12 protein-coding genes are annotated in these 13,383 nt (G+C 28.5%); 2 read left to right on the plus strand and 10 right to left on the minus strand.

Features of this window, described 5'->3' with window-relative positions; translation table 11 throughout:
- Nucleotides 1-41 precede the first annotated feature (41 nt).
- Nucleotides 42-677: a hypothetical protein gene (locus tag H8923_RS08720; RefSeq protein ID WP_153971691.1), complete on the plus strand. Its 636-nt coding sequence runs from the start codon at nt 42-44 to the stop codon at nt 675-677.
- Nucleotides 678-973: 296 nt separating this feature from the next.
- On the opposite strand, the gene H8923_RS08725 is transcribed toward H8923_RS08720, so the two are convergent.
- The 10 genes from H8923_RS08725 to H8923_RS08770 all read right to left on the minus strand — a co-directional run bounded on the left by H8923_RS08725 (nt 974) and on the right by H8923_RS08770 (nt 12,651).
- Nucleotides 974-2,599 carry an ABC-F family ATP-binding cassette domain-containing protein gene (locus tag H8923_RS08725; RefSeq protein WP_153971690.1) on the minus strand — a complete coding sequence of 542 codons (1,626 nt, stop codon included), beginning with the start codon at nt 2,597-2,599 and terminating at the stop codon, nt 974-976.
- A 172-nt stretch (nt 2,600-2,771) separates the two neighbouring features.
- A complete protein-coding gene (locus H8923_RS08730) occupies nt 2,772-4,070 on the minus strand; it encodes a sensor histidine kinase (protein WP_153971689.1) in 1,299 nt (432 codons plus the stop codon).
- Between the two features lies 1 nt (nt 4,071).
- A complete protein-coding gene (locus H8923_RS08735; protein WP_153971688.1) occupies nt 4,072-4,755 on the minus strand; it encodes a response regulator transcription factor in 684 nt (227 codons plus the stop codon).
- 111 nt (nt 4,756-4,866) lie between these two features.
- A complete protein-coding gene (locus H8923_RS08740; RefSeq protein WP_153971687.1) occupies nt 4,867-6,702 on the minus strand; it encodes a hypothetical protein in 1,836 nt (611 codons plus the stop codon).
- A complete protein-coding gene (locus H8923_RS08745; protein ID WP_153971686.1) occupies nt 6,680-8,773 on the minus strand; it encodes an efflux RND transporter permease subunit in 2,094 nt (697 codons plus the stop codon). The genes H8923_RS08740 and H8923_RS08745 overlap by 23 nt, the downstream gene beginning before the upstream one ends.
- 174 nt (nt 8,774-8,947) lie before the next feature.
- Nucleotides 8,948-9,967: a molybdopterin-binding protein gene (locus H8923_RS08750; protein WP_153971685.1), complete on the minus strand. Its 1,020-nt coding sequence runs from the start codon at nt 9,965-9,967 to the stop codon at nt 8,948-8,950.
- Nucleotides 9,968-9,971: 4 nt separating this feature from the next.
- Nucleotides 9,972-10,538: a molybdenum cofactor cytidylyltransferase gene (gene mocA / locus H8923_RS08755; protein WP_153971684.1), complete on the minus strand. Its 567-nt coding sequence runs from the start codon at nt 10,536-10,538 to the stop codon at nt 9,972-9,974.
- Nucleotides 10,539-10,552: 14 nt separating this feature from the next.
- Nucleotides 10,553-11,272, minus strand: a complete 720-nt coding sequence (gene yqeC / locus H8923_RS08760) for a selenium cofactor biosynthesis protein YqeC (protein WP_153971683.1) — start codon at nt 11,270-11,272, stop codon at nt 10,553-10,555.
- Nucleotides 11,273-11,377: 105 nt separating this feature from the next.
- Nucleotides 11,378-12,103 carry a cell division protein gene (locus H8923_RS08765; RefSeq protein WP_153971682.1) on the minus strand — a complete coding sequence of 242 codons (726 nt, stop codon included), beginning with the start codon at nt 12,101-12,103 and terminating at the stop codon, nt 11,378-11,380.
- A 47-nt stretch (nt 12,104-12,150) separates the two neighbouring features.
- Nucleotides 12,151-12,651, minus strand: coding sequence for a QueT transporter family protein (locus H8923_RS08770; RefSeq protein ID WP_153971681.1), 501 nt, complete (start codon nt 12,649-12,651; stop codon nt 12,151-12,153).
- A 278-nt stretch (nt 12,652-12,929) separates the two neighbouring features.
- On the opposite strand from H8923_RS08770, the gene H8923_RS08775 reads away from it, so the two are divergent.
- On the plus strand, nt 12,930-13,304 hold the full coding sequence (locus H8923_RS08775) for a hypothetical protein (protein ID WP_153971680.1): 375 nt from the start codon (nt 12,930-12,932) through the stop codon (nt 13,302-13,304).
- Nucleotides 13,305-13,383: the final 79 nt, after the last annotated feature.

The raw sequence follows: 13,383 nt of genomic DNA on the forward strand, positions 1-13,383 counted from the left end.
TATAAAGAACAACATTTATATCATAAAAAGGGGAATCAGCAATGGAAAGAAATTATTGGCAAGAATATTGGGACAATTATTATAAGTTTATGGCTGTATATCTAAGAGAATTACAAAATGCTTATCCTAATAAGGATATTACAAATGAATACGTAGAGGTTGCTAACTTATTTGCACCTTCTATGCCTTTAGAGAATTCCGAAAATTCTAATGAATCTAATGACAGTAGTGGTTATAACAATCCAGAATTAGATAATAACCCTACTTCTACATCACCTGATGGTGGACAGTCTTCTAATCCTTTTACATCACCTGGTGGCGGGCAATCTCCTGCTCCTTTTACATCACCTGGTGGTGGGCAATCTCCTGCTCCTTTTACATCACCTGGTGGCGGGCAATCTCCTGCTCCTTTTATATCACCTGGTGGCTGGCAATCTCCTGCTCCTTTTATATCACCTGGTGGTGGGCAATTTACTATAAATAATTGTAGAAGGATGGCTATAGTTAGAATAGAAATGAGGAGAGGTTTTAACCCTTCTAACTTCTTTATGATAGTAGATAGAGCTGATAGAAGGAGTATTCAAGGATTTAGAATAGCTTGCGAATCTGGTAGAATTAGATTCATACCAATGGCTGTAGAATATAGAAATATAAATCTCATAGAATGCGCATTTTAGATTAAATCCAAAAGATGTTATCTTAAGTAATATATCTATGTACTACTTGAGATAACGTCTCTTTATTTATTCTTGCTAATTATTGATGTATTTATAGAATGTGACTTTCAACTCCTTATTATCGCATTTAAAATTTGCTAGAAAGTCTAACGAATTATATTTATAAATGGTTTAAGATTTATATAATAATGAAAAAATACCTTCTATATTTGAAAAAAATAGAACATAGATGTTCTTCATCTTATCGAATATAAAAGGTATTTCAAAACTTTTCTTATTAAGCTTTAATTTATCAATTATGCATTAACAGCATACATTTCTTTTAATTTATTCTGGATGTCTTTATTTTCAAGATATTCATCAAGAGTAGTCTTTCTATCCATTATTCCACCAGGAGTTATCTCTATTATTCTGTTAGCAAGAGTTTGTATCATCTCGTGGTCATGAGAGTTGAATATTAAAACTCCAGGGAACTTTTCAAGCCCTTTGTTTACAGAAGTTATACTTTCTAAGTCTAAGTGGTTAGTTGGGTCATCTAATACTAAAACGTTAGAGTTAGATAACATTAACTTAGATAACATACATCTAACTTTTTCTCCTCCAGATAAAACTTGAGCTTCTTTTAAAGCTTCTTCTCCAGAGAATAACATTCTACCTAAGAATCCTCTTATGAAACTTTCACTCTTTTCTTCAGAGTATTGTCTTAACCAATCAACTAAAGAGTAGCTTACTCCATCGAAGTATTGATTATGATTTTTAGGAAGATATGCTTGTGATGTAGTTACTCCCCATTTAAAAGTACCACTATCGGCAGTATCTTCTCCCATTATTATATTAAATAATGTAGTTACAGCTATTTCGTCACCCATGAAGGCTACTTTATCATCTCTATCTAATCTGAATGATACGTTATCTAAAACTTTAACACCATCTATAGTTTTAGTTAATCCTTCAACTTCTAATACTTCATTTCCTATTTCTCTTTCAGGAGTGAATCCAACGTATGGATATCTTCTTCTTGATGGTTGTATCTCTTCTATTTCTATTTTATCTAATTGTTTCTTTCTAGCTGTTGCTTGTTTTGCTTTAGAAGCATTTGAGCTAAATCTAGCAATGAACTCTTTTAATTGAGCTATTTTTTCTTCAGCTTTTTTATTTTGGTCTTTAGCAAGTTGTAATGCTAATTGGCTTGACTCATACCAGAAGTCATAGTTACCCACGTACATTTGTATCTTACCAAAGTCAACGTCAACTATATTTGTACATATTTGGTTAAGGAAGTGTCTATCATGTGATACAACTATAACTATAGAATCTTCTAAATCCATTATGAAGTTGTTTAACCAGTTTATTGATTGGAAGTCTAAGTGGTTAGTAGGTTCATCCATTACTAGTATTTCAGGTTTACCAAATAATGCTTGTGCAAGTAATACTTTAACCTTTTCTCCACCAGTTAATTCCTTCATTTGCTTATAGTGTAAGCTCTTGTCTATTCCTAGACCCATTAATAGTCTTTCTGCATTTGTTTCTGCATCCCATCCGTCAAGTTCTGCAAATTCTCCTTCAAGTTCTGCAGCTTTTATACCATCTTCTTCAGAGAAGTCTTCTTTCATATATAATGCATCTTTTTCTTGCATTATAGAGTACAGTCTTTCATGTCCCATTATAACAACATTTAAAACTGTATCTTCTTCATATTTGAAGTGGTCCTGTCTAAGAACTGACATTCTTTCCTTTTCAGTTATTGAAACACTTCCTGTGTTTGGCTCTATATCTCCAGCTAATATTTTAAGGAAAGTTGATTTTCCTGCACCATTAGCACCTATTATCCCGTAGCAGTTTCCTTTAGTGAACTTTAAGTTAACATCTTTGAATAACTCTTTATCACCAAATCTAAGTCCTACATTAGTAACTTGTAACATTCGCTTAATTCCTTTCTTGTCTATATTTTCTTTATAATACACAACATTATTTATAATATAATAAATATTAGTTTTAGTCAACTAAATCGAACCTATGTTTTAACATTATTTTATATTTTTATCTCCATATTATATAAATGATTTTATAAAATAATAAATTTATATTTGCATATTATATCTTCATTAATGTGAACTTTATTGTAAGGCCTCCAATATTATTATTTTCAGCCCAAATCTTACCACCATGCCCTTCAATAGCACTTTTACATATTGATAAGCCAAGTCCAGCAACTTTTCTACTTTTATCTGATGTATAAAGAGCTTCAAAAATTTTATCTAGTTCTTCTTTATTAACCCCTTTTCCACTATCACTTATAGAAACTACAATATTTTCATCAAAGTCTTCAAAAGTAACTATAATTTCTTTTTTAACCGAATTCATATTTTTTATACTATTACCTATTATATTACCAAATACTCTTCTAATCTTTGATAAGTCTATGTCAATAAAATCTTCATCACAATCAGATTCTATATAAAAATCTATATTTAATTGATTTAATTCATCTTCATATTCTTCATTAATTAAATTGACTAGTTTTTTAATTCTTATTTTTTCTTTTTTGCTACTACTTTCTAAGTTATAACTTAAATAATCATCAAATTCATCAATTAATCCCTTAATATCTTGTGATTTTGAATACATTATATCAATATATTTCTTTTGTCTTTCTTCAGGTAATGATTTATTTTTCATTCTTTCAGCATATCCCATTATTGAAGTAAGCGGAGTTTTTATATCATGTGATATTGAGGCTATTATTCTATTTTGATTTTCTTTTTCTTCATCTAATTGCTCTGTAAGTTCTACAAAGTTATTTTTCAACCATCCAATTTCATCGCACCTATGACACTTTACAGGCTTTATACCATATTTATAATTTTCAATATCTTTTATAAGATTTAATATTGGATTTACTAATTTTATATAAATAATTGTCATTAAAGCAATTAAAATACCTCCTAGTATTACTATTTCAGCCTTTACAATTGATATATATATAGGTACTATTTCTACATCATTTATTGGGATTACTTGAATAACTCTAAGCAAATAATTCTCACCATTAATGCTAATTATCTCTGATGATGTCATATTTAAACTACCCTTATTTTTTTGTCCCTTTTCTAATAGTACATGCCCTTTTGAATCCTTTATTTCAAGAAAATACTGTCCTTCGTCTTTTATTTCATCAATATTATATATAATTTCCTTTATTTCATTTATACTTGATTTATCCTCAGACTTTATATCTATATATTCTACTATATTATCTAAGTTATTTTGTCTATTATCGAGTTCATTAGATAACTTTTTGGATAAAAACAACTCATAGTATCCTAAAAGTAAAATATTATTTAGTATAAATGCACTTATAATAGCTAATGCTAATTTATTTTTAATCTTCATATTATCCACTTGTAGGTCTAACTAATTTATAACCCACTCCCCATACAGTTTTTATATACTTATTTTCTTTATCAATCTTATTTCGTAAACTTTTTATATGAACTGCCACTGTTCCAATATCTCCAAATTCGCTACCCCACACAGAATCAAATATTTGTTCACGAGATAGTACTTTGCCTGCATTTTCACATAAATATAGAAGCAGTTGAAATTCTCTAGTTGAGAATTCTACTAAATTTTTGTTTATATATACTTCATAACTATCTTTATGCACTTCAATTTCGCCAATACTAATTATGTTAATTGGTGCTATCTGTTTTCTTTTTTCTCTTCTTAAGTGAGCTTTTACTCTAGCTACTAATTCTTCTACTACAAATGGCTTAGTTATATAATCATCGGCTCCCATTTCTAACCCTAAAAGTGTATCTAATGTTCTACTTTTAGCTGTTACAAATAATATAGGACAATTTATTTTTTCTCTTATGGTCTTACAAACCGCTAATCCATCTACTTTTGGCATCATTATATCTAGTATAATCATCGATAATTCTTCTTTATTATCTACTAATTTTATAGCCCTTTCTCCATCGTAGGCTAACAATACATCAAAACCTTCATCACAAAGAGAATCCCCTATAAGTGATGCAATCTCTTTATCATCATCTACTACTAAAATTTTTGACATCTTAATTCTCCTTTATTTAAAATAAGGGCGTGTTATAAAGCTATAAGCTCTACATCATGCCCTTTTACCTAATCATTATATTATTTATTGTTACATATTTCCATATATATTTTATTTATTAAAAAGAGCTAAGAATAACTCCCATATACTTGGTTTTTCTTCTTTTACATCTTCTACTTCTTTAACTTCATCTTCTAATTTATATACTCCATCTGTTCTCATAGCAAATTGTACAGATTCAATATTCGTGTTTTCTTCACTTACAAATGAAGCTGGCTTAAAATCTTTTCCTGAGTATTTTTCCATTATTTCATTAATTTGTTTGTCTATCTCTTCTGGCATAGAGTTAGTTTGTGAATTAAGCTCATTTGTTCCTGAACTTAATTTTGAAGCACCTTTATTGATTTCACTAATACCACTTACAAGTTGAATACTTCCATCATTTAGACCTGTAACACCCGTATCTATTGATTTTATTCCAGTCACTAGTTGGCTACTTCCACCTTTTAATTCTTTTGCACCTGAGTCAATACCATCTATACCTTGAACAAGTTGCCCTACACCTGTATTAAATTTACCCATACCATTATATATTCCATTAATTCCACTTTTTAAAGGAGATATATTAGTATACAAATTGTTTATTCCGCTATTTAATTCATCATATCTTGATGTTGTACTTTTTATTCCAGAATCTATAAGATTATATCCATCTAGTATCCCTTCAGCTCCTTTTTCTAGTTTGACTAATTCTATTTGTAATGCTTCTAACTGTTCTCCTGTTAAATTTGACTTAATTTTATCAATAGAGCTCTTAACTGAATTTATATTTGATTCTAAGGCTTGCTTATATCCTATAGACCCTTTAGATAATTCTGATAAACCTTGGTTAAATGCATTTGAACCTTCTTTAACTTGTGATAATCCACCTTCAAAAGACTTCATACCGCTATTAACCTCTTCTAGCCCTAAAAGTAAGTCATTACTATTCTTATAAATAGCTTTTACTCCAGTTTTGTATTCACCTATGCCTGATGATAAACTTTCTATACCACTATCTAATGAAGTTACTCCTGTTTTATATTGGCTTACTCCATTTTTTAATTCTGAAGTCCCATTATGAAGTGAATTTACCCCAATAGTATATTTATCTAATCCATCTTTTAAAGTTCCAGTACCATCATTTACAGATTCTATAGCTTCAACTAATGTATTTAAATCTCCAGTCATTTCTGATGCATCTACATCTACACTAATTGCCATATTCATACCATTTATAGATATTGCATCCATTTCAAAGTCTGTAACATCTGCCGTTAATGTATAATTTGCATCAGTACCTGGTAGTTTTATATAATTTATAGATTTTGTAGATCCGACATTTGCTATAGTAGCATCTTCTGACACTACATTTTTGCAACTATCTCCATTTAAAGTTAAAGCTATTTGTAAAGCATAGTTATCATAAAACACAGCGTTAATATTTTTATTTTGTGTTATATCTAATTTTATTTCTAATTTACCACTTTTACCAGCTAATTCCTCTGAAGTTATTAGTTTCCCATCAAGATAATACTTTAAACTTATATTCCAAGGTAGCTCATCAGATTCTAGTTCCCCTTGATAATAAAACTTTCCATCTATATTTGGAGCTTTAGCATTCAATACTCCACTTATATAGTTTAATTTATCATCAGTTGAAAGATTTAATACATTCGAGTAGTTTCCATAGTCTACTATGTCTTTATTTGAATCAAATCCATTAACTACATAAATATTGTTAATCTTACCATCTTCATTTAATTTGGCATATACAACTTCTTCTTTAGGAGTATTTCCATCTGCAAATACTGGTAAAATATTACTCATTAAAACTGTTGCTGTAATGACAAATGCTGTCGCCTTCTTTGTATTATTATAGTTACTATTTTTCATGTGCGAATTCATAGTGAACTTCCCCCTTATAAAATTCTGATTTATATGTAGTCTTTTCAATCACTTTATCAAACATAATTAATATTGTTGGTAAAAAGAATAATACTGAAATTGCTGAAATTACAGTTCCTCTACCAAGTAATGTTCCAAGTTGAACAATAACTGTATTAGTTGATATATTACCTAAAGCAAAACCTGATATTGAAAGAATACTTGCTGATGTTAATATACTTCCTGTCGCATGACTTATAGTATTTTTTATTGAAATATGCTTATCATATTGTTTTCTATTACTTAAATACTCATTAGCAAATAATATTGCATAATCAACTGTTGCACCTAGCTGAACTGCACTTATAACCATATATCCTATATATGCGATCTCTGAATTTGAAAAATATGAAACTGATAAATTTATCCATATTGCCGATTCAATTGCAATTAAAAGTAATAATGGTACCGATAATGATTTATAAGTAATAAGTATCACTATACCTATTGCAATAATTGCAGCTATAGTTGTTACCTTATTATCATTGGTTACAGTTTCTTTTATATCATAAGCACTTGCACTACCACCCGCTAAATAGCAGTCTTCTCCAAAATATTTTTCACCTAAACTTCTTATATCCTCTACTGCTTTAAATGCCTCTTTACTTTCTTCTTCTGCATTAAGTGTTATTATCATTCTACTATAATCCTCACTGACTAAAGCAGATAATTGATCTTCTGGAACAAAACCTTTTGGTATTTCATTGCCTACAGTCATAGAATAAGACATTATATTTGATACACTATCAATATTAGAAACTTCCTCACCAAATTCTTTTTCTAGAGCTGTCTTATCTCTTGGTAGTAAAAAAACTAGTGAATTAGATTTTCCAAATATATTATTAGTTTTGATTGTATCTCTACCTATTTCAGTTTCTTCTCCACTTGCCATTGATGATGCTCCATAAGTAAAATTACTTTTACCTTGAGCTATGTAGCAAGGAGCTACAATAAGTATTATTAAAGCCACTACTATTGGACCAATCTTCATAGATAAATTTCCTAAGTTTTTAAAAGAAGGCATAAATGATCTATGCTGAGTTTTGTCAATTATTTTATAAGTATAAATTGTTAAAACTGGTAACAGTAGCAATACTGATAAAAGACTAAACACTATACCTTTTGCAAGTACAATTCCAAGGTCTGGACCTATCTTAAATCTCATTAGTGTAAGTGCTAAGAAACCAAGTACTGTTGTTGCTCCACTTGCCAATATAGATGAAAATGATCTGGTCATCGCATTTAACATAGCTTCTTTTACATTCATGCCTTCATTTCTAAAATCTGCAAACCTATGAAGCAAAAATACAGCATAATCTATAGATACAGCTAACTGCAAAATAGAAGCTGTTGCTTCTGTTATAAAGGAAACCTCTCCTAAAAATACATTAGTTCCTCTATTTATTAAAATAGAGATTCCAACTGTAAATAAGAATAAAAATGGCTCAAACCATGAGCTAGTACTTATCATAAGAATAAATATTATTATAGGAATTAAGAATGCCATAATCTTAGAAATTTCTTCATTTGTTGAAGATTGAGCAAATGAAAGAGTCGCTGCGTCTCCAGATACAACGCCATCTTCTCCTACAAGCGTCTTTAACTGAGCAATTGTTGCAATTAGCCCTTCCTCATCCTCAACAACAACTTCTATTAATGCATTTCTATCTTTATATGAAGTTTCTAAAATGCTTTTATCTATCATGTCTAACGGTTGCTCTACATTAACATAATCATCCATCCAAGTTACTTCTTCTACTCCATCTACTTGTGATATAAGCTTTTTATATTCTAAAGCCTTTGCTACACTGACGTCTTCTAGCATTATCCTTAAATTTGGTGGACTTTTATCAAATTGCTCCTCCATAATTTTAAGTGATATTGTAGATTTAGAATCTTCTGGTAAATACTCTACCATATCAAAATTAACCTTAACCATTTGCATTGCAAATATGCTAAATAGTGTTAGTAAGAAAAAAACTATAAGCACTATGAACTTATGTTTTAATATTTGCTCTGATAATTTTTTCATTTTACACCCCCTGTTATATTTCAATGTTGATAAAATAAATTATATTAGTAAAAAATTAATAAGTTATGTATAAATTATTAAAAATTATTAAAAATAAAAAAATTCTGTATGATTTATATGTATATCAACATATTCATACAGAATTTTCATTAGAGTATTATATTTTTGCTATAGTTATATCTTTGCAAAATTACATGCAGGATAAGTACAAGTATCACATTGCATACAAAGTCCACCATGACCATAAGCTGCTATATCAGCTTTATTTAATCTCTCATTTACTAATAATCTAGGTAATATTACATCAAATACAGTAGTCTTGTTATACATTGCACATCCTGGTATTCCCATTATAGGTACTTCATTGTAGTAAGCAAGTAAAAACATCGCCCCTGGAAGTATTGGTGAACCATAAGTAACAAGTTCTGCACCACATTCCTTTATTGCAGTAGGTGTAACATCATCTGGGTCTACACTCATTCCGCCTGTACAACATATAAGCTCTGCACCTTTATTAATAAACTTTTGTATTGCTTCTTTTATTACTTCTTTATCATCTGGACATATAATTTGTCCAATTATTTCACAATTATATTTCCCTACTTTACCTTCTATCACTGGTCCAAATTTATCAACTATTCTTTTGTGATAAATTTCATTACCTGTTGTTACTATGCCTACTTTCTTGGGTTTAAAAGGGAGAACACTCACAATCTTATTTTCTCCAACTACTTTTTTAGCTTCTTCTAGTTTTTCTTCTCCAATTAACAAAGGTATTACCCTTGTTCCTGCTACCTTAGTTCCTTTTTTAACTTCAAAGTTATTATGAAGAGTTGCCATCATTATATCATCTATAGAATTTAACTTTAATAAAGTATCTACATCTATTTTTAATAAACCATCTATACCTGCTATAAAATCTATTTTACCTTCTTTTATTTCACTAAACTCTAAATTTTCTCCTGCTGCTATATCCTTTAAAAATATAGCACCATCATTTTCATGAATCATACCTTCTACAGCTTCCCATACATATAAATTATCTTTCCCTAAAGATAATAAAACAGGTATATCTTCTTCTTTTACAACATGCCCTTTTTTAAACTTTCTTCCTTTAAATTGACCTGGCAATATTTGAGTAATATCATGGCATAATACCTGACCTACTGCATCTACTGTTTTTATTTGTTTCATACTCTTACTCTCCTTTTACCTTTTCATAATCTTCTTTAGTATCTATATCAAATAACATTTCTTCATTTACATCCACATACATAACTTGATTACTATTATTTATTACCTTTTTACCCTTTTCATCACCATTTAATAATAATAGATCATTTTTCTTATCATAAGGAAATATCACTGGATTACCACATCTATTTTCGTGTTTCGGTATTACTATATTATCTTTATTTTTTTCAAATCTATCTATTAGCTTATTTATATACTTTCTACTGACTTTAGGTTGGTCACCTACAAAAAACATAAAACCATCACATTTTGTACTACTTTTTAATCCTAATTTTATGGATTCACTTTGTCCTATCTCTGCGTTATTATTTTTGATTAGTTTAAATCCATATTTTTCACCTATTTTAAGAACCTCATCATATTGGCTAACCAGTATTACTTCATTAAACTTACATTTACTTACTTCTCTTATCACATGCTCTACTACAGGTATTTCTTTATATTTTAATAGTAATTTATTCTCACCCATTCTCTTTGATAAACCCGATGCCATTATTATTGCATTAACCATATATCATCCTACCTTTATAAACATTTTACACAAAAATTCTTCTTTATACTTCCATAAAATATACTAATATTAGGGTTTTCATATTTTATAAGTTTAATTAGTTCTTTAGCAATACTTTCATAGTTTTCATCTTCTACTTTATTAATAAAAAGGATTTTATTATTCGTAGCATTTTTAAAAAGTCCATCTTTATGTAATATCATACTCTTTAAATGAAGAAGGTTAACTTTATCTTCATGTATATCAGTTATTTTTAAAAATTCCTTTAAGTTATGTATATTCTCATCCTTAATATCCATTCCATAAGATGTTATATCCACAATACCTATAACTTTATTTGTTTTAGGGTATACTACTGGTTCATAATCCCTCCATCCTTTTAGCTTTTTTTTCTTTGAACCATCTCCTTCTATAAGAATAAGTTCAAAATTATCTTCTATCTCATTTATTTCATAAAAGTCTAATCCAATTATTTTATTTTCATGGTTTATATACTTTCCTGCTACAGTCACTCCACAAGAATTAATTGTAGGTAATTCTTTATCATATTCAGTCATAAGTAGATTATCATAAGTATTTTCATTCAATAAATATATTTTCGTAGTTGTAGTTAAAAGCACCTTACACTTATTTCTATAATACTTAGCAAAATAATTTATAAAACTTGTCTTTCCACCTGCACCTACTACTGTTATAATCTTATCATTTGATTCTAACATTTCCATTAAAAGCATTATATCACCTCATACTACTTAACTATATAATAACATAAAAAAAGATATACTAGAGTGTCTCTGTATATCTTTTTTATATTTAATATTAATTTTATATAATTAAATTTAGTTATATACTAATCCAAATTTAACTTCATTTTTACTGCTTTCTCTCATATATAATGAGAATATTATCTCATAAGTAGAAGGAGATTTTTCTTGTATTTCTGTTAAAACGTTGTTTAAGAATACTATTGTACTTTCACTGTTATCCATTTCTACAAGTAGTATTCCTTTCTTTTCTATAAAATCAGTTCCTACTTCTTTTATATTACTTATAAGTTCTTCTGCTATGTCTCCCTCACTTTTACTTATGTCAAATTTATTGAATGAGTATTTTATCCCACCTTCACTTGCAAAAAGCTCTTTTAAGTCAGTTAGATCTATACTTATCATACAGAAGTCAGATACAGCTTCTATCATAAGATTTATTATATTCATTATTTCATTACAGTTCTCTTCATTTATTAAGAATTCTTGATTTAATCCTAACTCTTCTTTATGTTCTTTTTCTGAAGAGTTTAAACCTATACTTAATACTCTTCTTTCTCCTGCCATAAATGATATTGCTTTTACTATGTCTACCGCTCTCTTATCTTCTGTTGAGTAAGTTAATAATAATATATCTACTCCATCTAATAATTGTCTAACATATTCTTTGTCTACATCTTGGTTGATGTTTATTTTTTCAGTATCCATATTTTCTTTAACTACATTATATATAGATTCTAGGTTACTTATTCCTTCGTTACCTATTCCTATTATCTTTGCATTTTTACTTATGTTTTCCATTGTACTTCTCCTTATGGTTCTCGTTTTAAAATTACCTTATTATTAAATTAAAACATATTATTTAAATATTTTCCATATTTATTATTAACAGCTTTAAATAAAGGCACACCTATTATAGTTATTACCATAAATTGTCCAAATCCTACTTCTAACATTGTAATAAATAATGGCATTTCGAAGAATACGTTTAATTGTACTGCTACTATTATAGCATTCACAATTACTGGCCATAAAGATGCAATATATATATATCCTGTCTTATCTTTTATATACTTTCCTGTTATATAAACTAAGTATACACTTATGAAAGTTGCTAATGTTCCAAATATTATATCTGGTACTCCGTAAGGCCCTAATAAATTAGCCAAGAAACATCCTAGTGTAAGTCCTACTATATATTTTCTGCTAAATAAAGGCAATAGTGTCATTACCTCTGATAATCTAAATTGTATTGGCCCATAACTTATTAATGGCAAACCTAACGTTAATGTTGCATATAAAGCAGCAACTATTGCAGTCATTACTATTGATCTAGTCTTTTTTGTCATATGTTTCCTCCTATTGTTTACTTGTATAATTAGAATTTCATTTGCTTATTTATTTTATACAATAAAAAAACCGTAGATAATCTACGGTTATGCACAAATTTAGAACATTCATTAAAATGCAGGTTACCGTAGTTTTATTTAGAGACAGGAGGTTTACGAACTGTCTTATAGTTTTATATCCTATTATATAATAAATCTTGAATAAACTCAATATAGTTATTTTTATTAGTTATATTTCATATTATAAATTAGTATCTTTGTACTCTTATGGAGGTAATATGCCCGAAAAAAATAATTCAAATACACATTGTAACCCATGCGATATAAGCAACTATTGCAACAATCTAGCTAATCAATTCAACTTTTTGGCAGCTATTTATACTGCTATTATTTCACAAGAAATTGAGGATGATGAAGTTTTAGGTTTATTAGGATCTTTTTTAATTGTACTTGGAGAACAAGTTTCTTTAGCTTCTGAAACACGTATATTTTGTAAATCTCAATTTGAGGAGGGTGAAGAAAATAATCTTGAATCAGATACTAATATAGCTGTTGAAGACATTTTTGATAGAGGTATATCTAAAAATATTCCTAAACCTAAATATAGGAAAATTCGTAAGAAGATAAGAAAGAAAAAAAGAACTAAAAGATAAAAAGACTTATGATATTAATAAATAACTATCATAAGTCTTTGTTTTATATAATTAAGCAATAGGCTATTTTATATATTTA

The sequence above is a fragment of the Romboutsia faecis genome (assembly GCF_014323405.1).
Lineage (GTDB): Bacteria > Bacillota > Clostridia > Peptostreptococcales > Peptostreptococcaceae > Romboutsia_E > Romboutsia_E faecis.